The organism is uncultured Turicimonas sp. (genome assembly GCF_902477955.1).
In the GTDB taxonomy this organism is placed as follows: domain Bacteria; phylum Pseudomonadota; class Gammaproteobacteria; order Burkholderiales; family Burkholderiaceae_F; genus Turicimonas.
Genome location: NZ_CABSJB010000005.1, coordinates 34,935 through 49,116 on the forward strand (window position 1 = coordinate 34,935; position 14,182 = coordinate 49,116).

The 14,182-nt window shown below is 43.8% G+C and carries 14 protein-coding genes; 6 read left to right on the plus strand and 8 right to left on the minus strand.

All coding sequences use genetic code 11. The features are described from left to right. Nucleotides 1-154: 154 nt before the first annotated feature. Nucleotides 155-268 carry an entericidin A/B family lipoprotein gene (locus RDK53_RS02645; RefSeq protein ID WP_201415742.1) on the plus strand — a complete coding sequence of 38 codons (114 nt, stop codon included), beginning with the start codon at nucleotides 155-157 and terminating at the stop codon, nucleotides 266-268. A 43-nt stretch (nucleotides 269-311) separates the two neighbouring features. Then, nucleotides 312-458 carry an entericidin A/B family lipoprotein gene (locus RDK53_RS02650; protein ID WP_308513157.1) on the plus strand — a complete coding sequence of 49 codons (147 nt, stop codon included), beginning with the start codon at nucleotides 312-314 and terminating at the stop codon, nucleotides 456-458. Nucleotides 459-460: 2 nt separating this feature from the next. On the opposite strand, the gene RDK53_RS02655 is transcribed toward RDK53_RS02650, so the two are convergent. Both RDK53_RS02655 and RDK53_RS02660 read right to left on the minus strand, forming a co-directional pair. Next, complete coding sequence (locus tag RDK53_RS02655) at nucleotides 461-1,831, minus strand: ATP-binding protein (RefSeq protein WP_308513158.1); 1,371 nt, start codon at nucleotides 1,829-1,831, stop codon at nucleotides 461-463. After that, nucleotides 1,832-2,488: a response regulator gene (locus tag RDK53_RS02660; RefSeq protein ID WP_066594786.1), complete on the minus strand. Its 657-nt coding sequence runs from the start codon at nucleotides 2,486-2,488 to the stop codon at nucleotides 1,832-1,834. 347 nt (nucleotides 2,489-2,835) lie between these two features. Here RDK53_RS02660 and RDK53_RS02665 point away from each other — a divergent pair, with 347 nt between their 5' ends. Continuing rightward, nucleotides 2,836-3,294 (plus strand): DUF4870 family protein, encoded by a 459-nt coding sequence (locus tag RDK53_RS02665; RefSeq protein ID WP_374041554.1) that lies wholly within the window; start codon nucleotides 2,836-2,838, stop codon nucleotides 3,292-3,294. A gap of 138 nt (nucleotides 3,295-3,432) precedes the next feature. Here the strand turns inward: RDK53_RS02665 and RDK53_RS02670 are convergent, their stop codons facing one another. The 6 genes from RDK53_RS02670 to RDK53_RS02695 all read right to left on the minus strand — a co-directional run bounded on the left by RDK53_RS02670 (nucleotide 3,433) and on the right by RDK53_RS02695 (nucleotide 7,940). Further along, nucleotides 3,433-3,699: a cyd operon YbgE family protein gene (locus tag RDK53_RS02670; protein ID WP_308513159.1), complete on the minus strand. Its 267-nt coding sequence runs from the start codon at nucleotides 3,697-3,699 to the stop codon at nucleotides 3,433-3,435. A 178-nt stretch (nucleotides 3,700-3,877) separates the two neighbouring features. Then, nucleotides 3,878-5,017 (minus strand): cytochrome d ubiquinol oxidase subunit II, encoded by a 1,140-nt coding sequence (gene cydB / locus RDK53_RS02675; RefSeq protein WP_308513160.1) that lies wholly within the window; start codon nucleotides 5,015-5,017, stop codon nucleotides 3,878-3,880. Between the two features lie 13 nt (nucleotides 5,018-5,030). After that, a complete protein-coding gene (locus tag RDK53_RS02680; RefSeq protein ID WP_308513161.1) occupies nucleotides 5,031-6,599 on the minus strand; it encodes a cytochrome ubiquinol oxidase subunit I in 1,569 nt (522 codons plus the stop codon). Beyond that, nucleotides 6,581-6,802: a cytochrome oxidase putative small subunit CydP gene (gene cydP / locus RDK53_RS02685; protein ID WP_277036321.1), complete on the minus strand. Its 222-nt coding sequence runs from the start codon at nucleotides 6,800-6,802 to the stop codon at nucleotides 6,581-6,583. The genes RDK53_RS02680 and cydP overlap by 19 nt, the downstream gene beginning before the upstream one ends. Before the next feature lie 96 nt (nucleotides 6,803-6,898). After that, entirely contained in the window at nucleotides 6,899-7,045 is a 147-nt protein-coding gene (locus RDK53_RS02690) for a hypothetical protein (protein ID WP_157108112.1), read from the minus strand. 169 nt (nucleotides 7,046-7,214) lie between these two features. Further along, on the minus strand, nucleotides 7,215-7,940 hold the full coding sequence (locus tag RDK53_RS02695; RefSeq protein WP_308513162.1) for a DUF1801 domain-containing protein: 726 nt from the start codon (nucleotides 7,938-7,940) through the stop codon (nucleotides 7,215-7,217). 767 nt (nucleotides 7,941-8,707) lie between these two features. Between RDK53_RS02695 and RDK53_RS02700 the strand changes: the two genes are divergently transcribed. From RDK53_RS02700 to RDK53_RS02710, 3 genes are read left to right on the plus strand one after another with little or no spacing between them, the layout of a single operon-like run. After that, nucleotides 8,708-11,158 carry an Hsp70 family protein gene (locus tag RDK53_RS02700; RefSeq protein WP_308513163.1) on the plus strand — a complete coding sequence of 817 codons (2,451 nt, stop codon included), beginning with the start codon at nucleotides 8,708-8,710 and terminating at the stop codon, nucleotides 11,156-11,158. Then, the gene (locus RDK53_RS02705) at nucleotides 11,158-12,342 is read left to right on the plus strand and encodes a 3'-5' exonuclease (RefSeq protein WP_308513164.1); all 1,185 of its coding nucleotides are present in this window, start codon (nucleotides 11,158-11,160) and stop codon (nucleotides 12,340-12,342) included. Before RDK53_RS02700 ends, RDK53_RS02705 begins: the two co-directional genes overlap by 1 nt. A gap of 9 nt (nucleotides 12,343-12,351) precedes the next feature. Beyond that, nucleotides 12,352-14,097, plus strand: a complete 1,746-nt coding sequence (locus RDK53_RS02710; RefSeq protein ID WP_308513165.1) for a hypothetical protein — start codon at nucleotides 12,352-12,354, stop codon at nucleotides 14,095-14,097. Nucleotides 14,098-14,182: the final 85 nt, after the last annotated feature.

Below are 14,182 nucleotides of genomic sequence, written 5' to 3' on the forward strand. Positions count from 1 at the left end.
TAAGATCTCCTTCAAGTTCTGCCCAAAGCATCTATATCCCCGTATTGGATGAAAAAAGTTTCTTAGCAGGCAACTAAAAATTAATATCAGAGATATAGACATTTTTAAAGAGAGGCTTAAATTGAAAAAAGTTGCTTGTCTGCTGGCTGCAGCAATGCTTTGCCTAGGTTTGACCGCTTGCAATACCGTTAAGGGTGTAGGGCAGGATGTTTCCGCAGTTGGCGGCGATATCGATTCAGCTGCTACAGCAGTTCAAAATAAGATGTAATACGTTTTAGTCCGAACAATTAACTTATCCGAAAGGAATTATTATGAAAAAGTTTGGAATTACAGCAATTCTCGTTGCATTCGTTCTTGCTATCGCAGGGTGCAATACTGTGAAGGGCATTGGTAAAGACGTCTCCGCTGCCGGAGAAGGAATCAATAAAGGCGCAACCGCAGTATCCAATAAATTCTAGAACTAGTTATCAGAGTATTCGTCGTCAGCTTCGTCCTGATTTTCTGATCTCTGTTTTTGGGTCGCGGGAAATGAAATCTTAAAGGTGATACCTTTCCCGTCGAGACCGTCTTCTAGCGACGGTTTGCCGCCGTGCAGTTCTGCAACTCGTCTGACAATTGCCAGACCGATGCCGGTTCCCGGGATTGTTTTTGTTCCCTCGGCACGATAGAACCTTTCAAAAATTCTTGCTCTTTCGGCCTCCGGGATGCCGGGACCGTCGTCTGAGACTTCAACAATACCGTTACCATTCTCGATACCGGTCGCGATTCTGATGTGGCCCCCTTCCGGTGTATATCGAATGGCGTTATCGCACAGATTCGTGATCATGAGCTGTAAAGCGTCTTTATTGCCGAAAACAATCGCTTTGCTTTTTTCGAGAGTTGAAATCTCAATGCCTTTCTGTTCAGCGACTACGCTGATTTCATCTTGAATGCTTGTTGCCAATGCATGAAGGTCTAGTGGCGCCATAGGCTTTTCGGAATTGTCCGGATCCAAACGCGCCATCGTCAGCAACTGGGTTACAAGACGGGTTGCTCTTTTAATGCCTTCTTTTAAGCGTCCGAATGCTTTTGCCTTTGCTTCTTCGGTCTTAGCTCTTTCTGCTAGTTGAATTTGAAGATTTAGTGCCGTAAGGGGCGTCCTCAACTCATGGGCAGCATCGGATGCGAAACGGCTTTGCAGTTTGAAGCTGTCGGATAGACGAGCAAGCAAGTCGTTCAAAGAATTTACCAAAGGGGCTAACTCTACGGGCATCCCCTTCATAGAAAGAGGTTGCAGGGAGGTAGGAGAGCGCCTGGCGATAGCCCGGGAGGCTCCCTCAAGGCTCGAGAATCCGTGACGGATGAAAATCCATAGAATCAAAGCGATCACCGGAACGGCTACTATCAGGGGAATAAGGATAGGTTTGGCGGTTTTAATGGCGACTTCGCTTCTTAGAACAGCTGGCTGAGCCACTTCCACAATCTGCCCTGTTAGGTTTTGAGAGGTATAGAGCCGCCATGGTCTGCCGTCTATGAGGATATCTGAAAAACCAGTCCTCTCAGCTATCGGCAGCTTCTCCATATTGCGGGAGATAAAGGTCATTCCACTGATGGGATCATGAATTTGTACCACCAGACTATCATCGGCAGGCAGAAGAGCTCCTTTTTTTAGAAAAGGGATCTCTCCGCTGTGGATGGAGTTGAGCGAAAGCGCAACCTGCTTTAAGGAATTGTCCAGGAGCCTGTCGACCTGCTGTTGAACGGCAAAATAGGTCGCAATACCTTCACAGAAGGTACTGAATAAAAGAACGACAATAACGGACGCCAGAAGCCGTTTTCGGATGGAGAACAATTAGGTCTCCAGAATATAGCCGACGCCTCTGACAGTTTTAATGCTGTCTTCCGAGAGTTTTTTCCGCAAGTGGTGAATATGAACCTCAATAGCATTAGAGCCAATCAAGGAATCATAGTTGTAAAGTTTTTCTTCCAACTGAGCGCGAGAGAGAACAATGCCCTTTCTTTCGGCCAGAGCAAAGAGCAGAGCATATTCTTTGCTCGACAGGATGATAGATTGTCCGTCAAATAAAACTTCACGGGTGGTAGGATTAATTGTTAAACGACCTCTTTCGATGATTGGATCTGCACGTCCTGCCGAGCGTCTCAGAAGAGCTCTGACACGAGCATTTAATTCGTCTAAATCGTAAGGCTTGATGAGGTAATCATCGGCTCCGGCATCGAGACCTTCAATTTTGTCATTAACGGTATCTCGGGCGGTTGTAATGAGAACCGGTGTATGGTTTTTCTTGCGTCTCATATCTTTTAAGACATTAAGTCCGTCCTTGCCCGGGAGACCAAGATCAAGAATTACGATTCCGAATGAAGTGGTATCCAGAGCGATGGTTGCAGAGCCCCCGTCCTTCACCCAGTCAACGGCATAGCCTTCCGATTTGAGCCCGTCGACGACAGCCTCACCGATCATTTCATCGTCTTCAACCAATAGAACGCGCATAGTTTTCTCCAAACATCATTTCGTGATTATCTCATGATGGTGAGACGATGGCGATCTTAATTACTAATTAGTGAAATTGTCGTCTGTTTGAAAAATAAGACAATTTGATCTTCTCTTGGGCGCCTTTTGATTTGTGGAAGGCTGCAACATTTCAGGAAAAAGGCCTCGTCGCTCTTTATCCCTATTGTGGATCTCGGAGAATGTCTTCACCTGGTTTTAATTGATAACAAGCTTTTGCGTACTTTTCTTAAAAAGTGCCTAAAATCTCGTTCCTAAAAATACCTGTTATAAGAAAGCTCGAGAAATTTTTGGTGTTTAATAAAACCTTGGATTCAATGGAGTAAGCCATGTCCGATTATCAAATGATGAACCAACAGCAGCCGAACTTTCAGCAGCAGCCTAATTTTCCGGTTAATCAGGTTCCTCGCAATTTAGTTACCGTTACGCAGATAGTATATTTTCTGCACGGCCTTTCCATTGTGCTCGGAGTTTTTTCCGGAGCTTCTATTGCTACTGCATTCGTATTCGGTTGGCCGTCTATTATTGCCGTCATCATTAACTACGTCAAAAGAGGCGATGTGCAAGGAACGTACCTCGCCAGCCACTTCACTTGGCAGATTAGAACGTTCTGGTATGCGTTCTGGTGGATTATCTTTGTTTGGGTCGTCGGCTTCTTCTTAGCCTTCATCCTCGTTGGATTAGCCGTGTGGTTCATCGGTTTTATTGTTCTGGGTATTTGGGTGTGCTACCGCATTATTCGCGGCTGGTTGAGATTGTCTGATGGCCTGCCGATGCCAATCTACTAGTAAGCGGTTACTTACTTTGACGTATCAAGGATTGAAAAAATGGCCGGTTGGCAGTAAGTACCAATCGGCCATCGTGTATTGAGCTTACGAATGCTAGCGATTTAGGATTTTTCAGCAGGCTATTTGCTCAGAGAGTGCTTAGAAAAATTTCATCGGACTTTGAGCCAAGATAACTCCCCCACAGACAATTACCAGAGGCCAGGCGACCAGGGGAGAAAAAATCACTCTTAGAATGCGGTTGTTTGGAACGAAGCCAACGCCGTAGACGAAGCAGAAGCTCATGCCTAACATCAAGCCCACCAACCAGCCATGAGGAACCGAGTGCATGTCCGTCGAAATGATTCTTGGGAACACGATAATGGTGCCGGCAATGGCTAGTGCAAGTAAAAAAGAAAGTATTCTCATTCTTATCTGAAAAAGAAAATAATGCCCGGCTTGCACCGGGCCTGTTCCAAATTATTTGTCGTTATCGATCTTTGTTGTGAAGTTTGCTGAGCCCCAGATCATGAGTACTAAGCAAGCCAACCATAAAAAGTAGATCATTATTTACTCCTTCGAGAGCCCCGAGGGGCTCATTCCTTAATTAGTACAAGTTCTTAGAGTTATCTTGGATAGCCTTCGGTGTAAGCTTGCCGCTCAATACTTTGTATGCCCAGCCGGTGTAAAGAAGAACAATCGGCAGGAAAATCAAAGTAACGCAGAACATGACGAACAATGTTGTGTGAGAGCTTGTGCAGTCCCAGGCTGTCAAAGAAGAAGCCAGGTTTGTTGAGGACGGCATCAAGAACGGGAACATTGCTGCGAGCGGAGTAAATACTGTACCGATCATTGCTAAAGAAGAGCAGATGATGGCCCAGCCGGCTTTCTTGCCGCTGATAAACAGGGAAGACAGCACGCCGCCTGCAACAGCAAGAACAGGAAGGATCCAGAGCACAGGATACTTAGCAAAGTTGGCAAACCAGGCACCCTCCTGAATCTCAACGGTCTTGTTGAGCGGATTCGGGAGCATTGCAGGATCAATGGCGGATGTGATGACATAACCCTTGATTCCGAAGTAGACCCAAATGCCTGCCAAGATGAACAAGATTGCATAGAGGAAACCGGCAATCTGAGAGCACTTGGCAGCTTTACTTTGCAAATCTCCCACAGATCTCAAAACAAGGTAGTTTGCACCCTGAGAAATGAAGATGCAGATAGAGACAATGCCGCAGAGAAGGGCAAACGGATTAAGGAGTGCCCAGAAGGAACCAGTGTAGAAGCTACGCAGGTTATCGTCGAAGTGGAATGGGACGCCCTGAAGAAGGTTGCCGAAAGCTACACCGCAAACGATTGGAGGTACAACGCTGCCAACGAACAACAACCAGTCCCAAGTGCTTCTCCAAGTGGTGTTTTCCACTTTGCTTCTGTAGTCAAAACCAACCGGTCTGAAGAACAGAGCGAAGAGGACCAACAACATTGCCCAGTAGAAACCGGAGAAGGATGTTGCGTAAATCAGCGGCCATGCAGCAAAAATAGCACCGCCGCCGGTAATGAACCAAACTTGGTTGCCGTCCCAGTGAGGGGCAACCGCATTGATCATGATGCGTTTTTCATCGTCGTTTTTTCCGAGGAACGGCAATAAGGTACCGATACCCATATCCTGGCCGTCCATAATGGCGAAGCCGGCAAGGAGAACCCCGATAAACAACCACCATATAACTTTTAGTACTTCATAATCTAACATTTATGTACCCTCCTTACTTGGCAGCCTTGGCAGCTTGTTCGTGGTGATAGGCGCCTGTTCCCAAAGAGCTAGGACCTAATTTAGCGAAACGAATCATCAACCAAGCTTCAACAATGAGCAAGCCGGTGTAAAGAATAACCAGGCTGGCTAATGAACCCCAGACTGAACCTACAGACAAGGAAGAAACAGACAAGTGGGTCGGGAGAATTTCCCAAATTGTCCATGGCTGTCTGCCGTATTCAGCAACGAACCAACCTGCTTCGCAAGCAAGCCAGGGTAATGGAACGGAGATGACGGCCAATTTAAGAAGCCAATGCTTCTTATCGATAACTCTCTTGTATGCATACCAAAGAGAGAGACCGAAGATGAAAATCAAAGCAACGCCGACGCCAGCCATCAAACGGAATGCATAGAACATTGCGTCGATAGAGTATGGGATGGAATCGTTAGCAGCTTTTTGGATATCTGCTTCAGTAACCTTAGCGGGGTCGTTCTGATATTTCTTAGTCAACAGTCCGAAGCCAAGATCTTTCTTGTGCTGTTCAAAGAGAGCTTTGACTTCAGCGTTATTCGGATCTTTTCTGAGCTGTTCAAGAGCGCCGACAGCGACTACGCCGCTAGCAATCTTGACCTTATTTTCAGCAATGATTTCTTTAAGGCCCGGAACTGTCTTATCGAAGCTGCGGGTTGCAAGAATACCGGCGAGATAAGGAACTTTGATTTCGAAAGTATTCTCTTGCTTTTCAGGATCAGCAAAAGCGACTAAAGCCATTGCAGCCGGAGCAGGTTCAGTTTCCCACATACCTTCCATAGCAGCTAACTTAGCCGGCTGGTCTTGAGCTGCTAAATAGCCGGATTCGTCACCTTGCCAAGCGGCAAGCAATGAAGCACAGAAGCCAAAGCAGGCAGCAACACGGAAGCTGCGTTTTGCGAAGTCAATGTCACGGCCTTTGAGCAAGTACCATGCGGAGATTGCCAAAACGAAAGCAGCACCGGTGGCGTAGCCGGCAGTAATGGTATGGAAGAACTTTGTCTGAGCCCATGGGCTGAGAATGACTGCGAAGAAGTCATTCATTTCCATACGCATTGTCTGATAAGAGAAGCTGGCACCGGCAGGGTATTGCATCCAACCGTTAGCAACAAGAATCCACAGAGCGGAAAGGTTGGAGCCTAATGCCATGAGGATAGTACATAAGAAGTGAGTGCCTTTCTTGACTTTATCCCATCCGAAGAAGAATAGGCCGATGAAAGTGGACTCTAAGAAGAAAGCCATTAAGCCTTCAATAGCAAGAGGAGCACCGAAAATGTCCCCTACATAGTGAGAATAGTATGACCAGTTAGTACCGAATTGGAACTCCATGGTAATACCGGTTGTGACACCCAAGGCAAAGTTAATACCAAATAACTTGCCCCAGAATTTCACCATGTCTTTGTAGACTTGTTTCCCGGTCTTTAGGTAGCAGGCTTCCATTGCTACCAAAATCATCGAGAGACCCAAAGTTAGTGGGACAAAAAGGTAGTGATACATCGCGGTCGCCGCAAATTGCAGGCGCGACAGATCAACTAGTTCTGTTGAGAGCATATTCCCTCTCCTTTTTCGTTATTAATTAAAGAAGTGTTAATAGAAGTATTTCTGGAAAGAATACCTGCGCTTACGGCTTCAGGAGTCTGCTCGGTTTTGGTATCAGGTCCGAAGAAGACAAAACATATCGCAGCAATAATTGCAAGCTTGCAGCCGATGACTGCAGAAAGCTCCCATATAAGCTTTTTATCGTTCTTTTTCATAAAGCGGTAAAAACAGGTTCCAATGTAACAATGAATTTCAATTCGTTATATTACCTATTGCAATAAGTGTAATAGGAAAAAATGTTCTGAATGGGATCATGGACTTGTGATATTTGGATTCGGTGCCGGAACATCATCGCCCTCCTCCCAAGGAAGGGGTAATAATGCCATAAAAGCAAAGAAAATCAAGGCCACAGCGACAACGAGCCACTTCCAGAGTTTTTTCTTTTCTCGAGAGTCCATAGTGAAATACAAACGAATTAAAAAAAGTGGAAAAAGAGACGTGAATAGTACAACGGACACCTATCCCATTGTCCCATGAGGAAAAGAATATACACAATAAAAAACTCTCGATTTCCGTTCGAACTTATCTTGGGAAATCGAGAGTTATATGCTTAAAAATTAAAACTTGTTATTCTTCAGCGGTTTTCGCTTTTGTTCTTCTGGTTCTCTTTGGTTTTGCCGTTGTGTCTTCGGCCGCAGCAGCCGTTTTCCTAGGGGCCCGTCTGCGAATAGGACTTTTTGCCGGAGCAGCAACCTTTTTCAGAGCCGGATTTTTCGGCTGAGAGCTGGCGGTCATAGCCGGATCCTTGAAAGTCGGAGCTCTCAAAATTTCAACAGGCTTTTCCGGCTCTTCAACCTCGACTTTAACTTCCTGTTGAACTTCCTCTTCATCCTTACCCATCGGAATGCGGACAATGGGAGGAGGTGCTTTAGCTTCTTCCTCCGTGATTTTCCAGAGTTCAAGAAGTTCTTTTTGTGTCGGTGCCGGAGTTGTTTTTACGCGTTCTCTTCTGGCAGCAACGGAATCACGAACGATTTTTTCGAGGCTGTCGAGAGGAATACGGTTAAGATCATCAAAACAAATGGCACTGCGGTCAGCCAAAACGCCCTTCACACTGTCTTTATAGTTTTCAACAACAGAAGGTTCAGCAATGAAAAGGGTCATTGTTTTTTCTGTTGATTCAAGGGCGAAAAGAGGACCATGAAGTTCATAAAAAGCGAGCCCATATCTCATGCTTTCGCGGACGCCTCTAGCCGAACGTCTAATCATACTGCAGACGCGAGCCATGGCAACACGCCGATCGGCAGGTAATTCTCTAAGATAACCTCCTACAGTCGTGGCTTTGAGCTCCATTAAATTCCTCCATGAACGACATATCTTTAGACAAACTATTATTATAACTCATTTATCTAAAACGGTTTTTTACCATTTTGGCTGTGAGCGCCGATTGTTCGGTCTTCGCAAAGGATTTACGCCGTAAAAGTCACGTATAGATGACGTTTTTGCAACTCATCAAAAAGAAAGCAAAATTTTTAAAACGATTCCTGTGATTAATCCACTAAATCCTTAGTAGTTCAATTAGAGTTGCGGAAAGTTACGAGCTTTTAGGTAAAGAGAGTATTTTCTTTTTGTCAATATAACTTTTTGATCTTAGACGCGAAGATTTCGTTCTTGGATTTTTATGGAAGAAGGGCCTCCTCCTGTCCCAGGATTTTTAGCCTCGGATCAAAGCAGGAAAACTAAGAGCAAGACCGTCTTTAGTGAATAAAAATGATGCTTTTTGCCAAGAGGTCCTCCAGCCGTTTTACGGAGGCCGTAATTTTTTCTCTAGCTCCACCAAACATTTCCTGTCTCTTCTTTAATCGTTTCGGTATAACCTCCTGTTTTTCTGTCTTGATTTGAAATGACCTATCTAATAATCTGAAACAGCCCCCGTTAAGAGTGTCTTAGGCAAGCTTAGAGAGGGGAGGTGACAGAAAAGATAAAAATAGTAAAATTAGTAAAATAATTTTACAAGGGTAATTTAAATACCCCGCACTGTTTTTAGAGCAAAAGGCACTAACTCCGAGGAGTGAAGCTGGTGCTGGTACTTATTTACTCCAGAACTTTACAGTCCCAACATGCAAGAAAATTATTCTTTAAAGCCGAGCAATGTGTTGCTGTCTAATTGGCAAAATCATCCCAATTTTTCTAATGAAGAAAATTCCAATTCCATTACCAAATTAAAGAAAACTTATGTGGGAATCGACTTTGGTACTTCTACAACTGTAGTATCCGTTCTTGCACAAGATTCTCGGCTTTCATGGTGTCCGGTCTCACTTCAGATAGAGCAGTCTTTACCAGATGGAGGAACGGAGGAAGATACTATCGTTAGCTCGGTACTTGCGTGGAAGGATTCGCGGCTTTACTTCGGTCTTCCCGCTTATAAAATCAAGCAGAGATATAGAAGTGGAGCAGGCAAAACTCACTTTTCATCATTTAAAATGGGTTTGGGAGTAAGTGTAGGCTCGACATATCCTAAAACAAGCTTGTCTGAAGGTAATGGTCATGGTGTCATTATTGAGACGGCGAAGGACGCTACTAGAGAGTTCTTCAAACTTTTAGTCCCTCAAATTACTAAGGCTTTGGTTAAAAACGGTCTCCCTCCTGTTGCAGAGTATGGAATTACGGTTCCAGCCTCATTCCAGGCGAACCAAAGGAAAGAGCTGCAGGAAGCCCTGGCAGATGCTGGGATTGCTATATCGGAAAGCTGCTTTATTGATGAACCTAATGCGGCTCTCCTAAGTTATTTATTCCAAAGCTCTACGGGTCAGGAGGATCCTCTTCTAAAGAATGCCTTGGAGAGAGGACCAGTTAATATCTTAGTCTTTGATTTCGGAGCAGGCACTTGTGATATTTCTATATTAAAAATTTCGCAAGGAATACAATCCGGACGCCCTCAATTAGTTTCTCAAAACCGTGCAATCTCCCGCTTTACAGCGTTAGGGGGTGACAATATAGATCGAGCTATCGCTAAGCAGTTCCTTTATCCTCAGCTGATAAATGGCAGAGAAAATATTGAACTAACCCAAAGTGTTATTAATGGCACAATCATTCCCGATCTCCTTCCTGTTGCCGAAAAATTGAAAATTGCATTTTGCGAGTGGATGACAAGAATGGATATTTCGACTCTTGATGAGTTAAAGGATCGGGAACATGTAATTACTGAAAGACCGTATAAAACAAAGATTTCCCAGGAAGAGGTGATTCTCTCCCGACCTTCTCTGTCAGCGCAAGAATTTGCTGAAGTAATGTCTGGCTTTACTGGAGACTGGAACGAAGAAGAGTCGGAAGAGTCAGACCATGTTTACTCGCCGGTTGCAGATGCGCTCTCCAAAGCAGGAATGGAATCAGATGAACTTTTTGGAGTATTGTTTATTGGAGGAAGTTGCGGCAATCCTTTAGTTGTGAGAAGCATCATGGACAATTTGCCAGGAAACGTAAAGGCAATTGTTCCTGAGGATTTGCGGTGTCATGTTTCACAAGGAGCGGCAATTCACTCTACCTCGTACCACGGCTTCAATCATGATCTAATACAACCTATCACTTCAGAGCCCATTTGTCTCATAACTAAAGGCGGACAACTTAAGACGTTAATCAAAGCCTCAACTCCTTTACCGTCTACTTCCATTGAAACAAGAGTTAAAGTGGCCGAAAGCGGACAGAGCATCGTGGAGTTACCTCTTTGTCTTAGCTCAAAAAATAGATTTTTGGGCAAGCTTTCATTGGAGGCCCCAAGAATAGCTTTTACACAGGATGCCGAGATCACTGTTACGTGTGAACTAACTAGAGAAAAATTGTTGAAGGTTTCCGCTGAATGCGAAGGTGTTAAGGTAATGTCAAAATTACTTAATCCTCTTTCGTGCCAAACTTTATACGATAAGGATATTCAATACCACCTAGCTCTTCAGGAGCTTAATACCTTTCTTTTGGATGGAAGTTTGAAATATCACCCGGAAGCTGTAGAACATATGATGGAAGTTTGTGGGCGGACAGGCAGGTATCGCGAGGCAGTTGATTACTGCAGATGGTTAGAAAAATACGATGATCAAGACCTCTCTACAAACATTTGCTACTACTATTCCCAAGCAGGAGAATACAAATTATCAGAAAAATGGGGGAAGAAGGCATATAAAAGAAATCCGAATGCAGTGAATACATATAACTGCGCTTGTGTTGCGCAAGGGGAAGAAAGGATAAAGCTCCTCCGAGAATCTCTTGAGAGGAATCCAAATTTTTCTCCGGCACTTTATCTTCTTGGTCTTTCCTTAGCGGATATGGGAGCTCCCGAAGGGACAAAATTGCTGAAGAGAGTGATGAAGATTTACTCTCAAGAAATGTCTAGAAACCAGCTTTCTGATGTGGATTCTGCACGTTATTTAAAAGTAGCAAAGATAATTGGAGACCAAAGCGAAATAAAAAAAATAGAAGCTTATAAAAATAAAAAGAGGCCAGTTAGTGACCAATCTTTTTATAACGAAGACAATCTTGCAGCCACTATTACTCACAACTCTCTCAGGAGGAACTCATAATGCCATGGGGAAGCAAATTTCGTGTAGAAAGTCAAGAACAAAAATTAGTCACGGAAGAAATGTCAAGTGACAATGTTTCTTTAGGATGGATAAAAGGATTTGCTGGGAGCGGAAAGACGTTAATTCTAAAAGACATTCTGAAAAGACACAAAATAGATTATCCCTCCGATGACGTTTGTTTCATTACCTATACTCATGCTTTAGGCGACATGGTAAAAGGTGAGGGGGATATTGAGAATTGTCATGTTTGTACTCATACGCAATTTTTAAGTGATCGTCGAAGTTATGATTTAGTGTGTTTGGATGAAGTTCAGGACATAAAACTTTCAGACTTGATCAAGATAAAAAGCTATGCTCGAAAATTAATTGTCTGCGGAGATAACACTCAGCAAATTTATCCTTCAAGCGCAAGTGAGGGTGAAATAGAATCGGTTTTGAAGTACTGTACCGAGCGCTCTTTACATAAGGTTTATAGAACAACAAAGAAGATCCTAGAGATAGCGGATTGTATCTATCCCGATGCTAATTTGTTTGCGGCAATTCCAGATGGCCAAGCTCTCAAACGAGGGGTAGATGCCAACTATGCTCAATTTAATTCCCTTGAAGAAGAGGTTAAATTTATTTGGGAAAGGGCTCGTGACGAATGCGCAGCACACGAATCTGTGGGTATCTTGTTCCCTAAGCATAAAGATGTGGCTACATTCGGAAAAGTTTTGGCCTCGATTCTTGGGCTGCCAACGCCACCCAAAAGAGGGTATAAGTACAAATCGGGAGACTATGAGGACTTCAATGATTTCTGGGAGTCCAATGACATTCCGTTACAGTACGTTGGTGGAGGGAATGGATCTTTTGAAAGAGGAAATAGTGAACCAATGGTGTATCTGTTAACTTACCATAGTTCGAAAGGTCTAGATTTTTATTCTGTCTATCTTCCTTTCTTGGATGAAGATAAGGATATTGCCTGGGACAGCATCCGAAATTCAATTCCTGATATTGAGAGAAAACTTTTCTTTGTCGCCTCAACAAGGAGTCGAGGAGACTTAACGTACACCTTTACTGGAAATGCTCCTCACCCCTTCCTGCAAGAGATTATCGATGAAGGCCTTCTCAATCAGATTGAAGACTTCTCAACGGGCGATGAACTTGCTGACAATGATGACGATGAAGACGATGATTTCTTCTAAGGGGAAAAAATGGACAGTACTTCTTATGATGTTCTTCTGACCTATCTAGAGTGGGTAAATTTGGTTCTACGAGGGTCTATAAAAATTTTTAAGGAACGGTGCATTATCTCCCAGGAACTGCCCCCTCTTATCGAACATTTCAAATTAGCTCCTGAGGTGAGCAGCGAGGAAGATGGCTACATTCTTTGTCGTTTTAATGTACAAAGTGAAGAAACAGAACTTAACCGAATACAAATTAACTCTGTTGAAGCTTTCTTCGCACTAACAGAGAGAGGCAAGAAGATTCTGTCCACATCCCAAGCGGGGGCCAGGACCACCTTAGCTTCCTTAACGTTCGATGATCAATGGAAAGAGTTCGAAAATAAACGAGCTTCCGAAGAGAAAAAACAAAATGCAGAAGATTTTTGCCGTCTAATGGGTGTTGAATCGCACATCCCATCTTCGCCCAAAGACATTGAAGATCATCTTCAAATCAACGAGGGGATGTTTCGTATTAAAGAGGAGCTCTGCAAAAAGTTTAAACCTTTCTTGGGAACTCCAGCGGCCGGCTATAAGCTCGCTTTGCATAGAGTCATGGAAATGGATCCTGAAAATAGATCCAAGAACCGAGAAGTGTGGAGAAATTTACAGGTCTTAAAAGAATCTTTTGATAGAGAAAGAACTAAACGCCCGACATTTAGCATTCTAAGTTCTGACCTCTATAAAGAAACGGAGCGTCTCCTGGACAAGGTATGCGAGAATCTGGATAGTCCCCTTTTTTCCAAAAAAGAAAAAGTTCTTTCGTACTTTCAGAAGTTACTTGTGATATATCACTATGCTTCCCTAATAGCCAATGAAAGAGACTTTTCTCTTGACGTATTCTTACAAGATTTAAAGCGCTTTAATAAGTTGGAAAAAAAAGAAATATCAGCGTTGGTTTACATATTAGGCTCTCAAATACCTAGGGAGCTTTTAACATCATGGCGTTATTTGGCAAAAGACACGGGAAGTGTAATCAAAACAGGGGACGGAAGACAACAAAAAATAAGCTTTCATGTTTTTAAAGAACATGGGAACAATGCCTCTGGCTTAGAAATTGTTGAGGAATCTTCTGGCACGAAGAATGGATGCTCCGGGAAAACGTTGGAAGACCACAAGCTCCAGTCCTCTGAGGGAGCGGAAAGTTCGAACGTTAAAAAGCGAGAGAATGACAAAAAAACTAGAGAGGATTCACAACCAACAGAAATAAAATCGCCTCAGGAAGATAGGCTGATAGAAAAGAGCTCTGGGAAAGAGCTCAGTGCGGGTTTAGGTTCTGAGGAAGATTCAGGCCTTTTCCTTCCGAAGAAATCGTCTGATGAGGAGCCTGTGGGCTCAGCAGTCGCACTCACAACACAGGAAAATGTGAAAGAAGATCCTGCGGAGACGAAGCAGTCACGCAAAGTAGGAGCCGCCCGAGTCCCAGCCGAGAAAGGGAAGAAAGAGGCAGGAGACAATTCTCTTTGCTTAGAGGAGAGCTCCAAAAAACTAAAAGAAAAGCCGAGGAGTCCTAGAACTGGAAAGTCAGTTCTGCAAAGAACGAGGGCTTCGGAGAGATCTAAGAAAAAACTTTCTCAGACAACATCTGTTGTCTCCCACTCTAATAAAACAGCTAAGGGTAAAGAAGTGACTAAACCCTTAAGACAGTCAGAAGGAAAGGGAAAGAAAGCGAAAGAAGACAGCCAAGAGATATTGCTGCCTTTTCCCGAAGGCGATTCTGCACAAAACATCCGTTGAGCTATTTTTAAAGACGGGGATTGGTCGAGTAAGGCTGAACACTGCATGCAAACCAGTACATAGAGGTGGAAAGGCTACTTCACGT

What these genes read in the sequence shown, in the direction of transcription:
- RDK53_RS02670 (WP_308513159.1), bottom strand. Translation starts at nt 3,699, where the DNA reads ATGAGAATACTTTCTTTTTTACTTGCACTAGCCATTGCCGGCACCATT.
- cydP (WP_277036321.1), bottom strand. Translation starts at nt 6,802, where the DNA reads ATGAAAAAGAACGATAAAAAGCTTATATGGGAGCTTTCTGCAGTCATC.
- RDK53_RS02665 (WP_374041554.1), top strand. Translation starts at nt 2,836, where the DNA reads ATGTCCGATTATCAAATGATGAACCAACAGCAGCCGAACTTTCAGCAG.
- cydB (WP_308513160.1), bottom strand. Translation starts at nt 5,017, where the DNA reads ATGTTAGATTATGAAGTACTAAAAGTTATATGGTGGTTGTTTATCGGG.
- RDK53_RS02680 (WP_308513161.1), bottom strand. Translation starts at nt 6,599, where the DNA reads ATGCTCTCAACAGAACTAGTTGATCTGTCGCGCCTGCAATTTGCGGCG.
- RDK53_RS02645 (WP_201415742.1), top strand. Translation starts at nt 155, where the DNA reads ATGCTTTGCCTAGGTTTGACCGCTTGCAATACCGTTAAGGGTGTAGGG.
- RDK53_RS02690 (WP_157108112.1), bottom strand. Translation starts at nt 7,045, where the DNA reads ATGGACTCTCGAGAAAAGAAAAAACTCTGGAAGTGGCTCGTTGTCGCT.
- RDK53_RS02710 (WP_308513165.1), top strand. Translation starts at nt 12,352, where the DNA reads ATGGACAGTACTTCTTATGATGTTCTTCTGACCTATCTAGAGTGGGTA.
- RDK53_RS02700 (WP_308513163.1), top strand. Translation starts at nt 8,708, where the DNA reads ATGCAAGAAAATTATTCTTTAAAGCCGAGCAATGTGTTGCTGTCTAAT.
- RDK53_RS02705 (WP_308513164.1), top strand. Translation starts at nt 11,158, where the DNA reads ATGCCATGGGGAAGCAAATTTCGTGTAGAAAGTCAAGAACAAAAATTA.
- RDK53_RS02695 (WP_308513162.1), bottom strand. Translation starts at nt 7,940, where the DNA reads ATGGAGCTCAAAGCCACGACTGTAGGAGGTTATCTTAGAGAATTACCT.
- RDK53_RS02660 (WP_066594786.1), bottom strand. Translation starts at nt 2,488, where the DNA reads ATGCGCGTTCTATTGGTTGAAGACGATGAAATGATCGGTGAGGCTGTC.
- RDK53_RS02650 (WP_308513157.1), top strand. Translation starts at nt 312, where the DNA reads ATGAAAAAGTTTGGAATTACAGCAATTCTCGTTGCATTCGTTCTTGCT.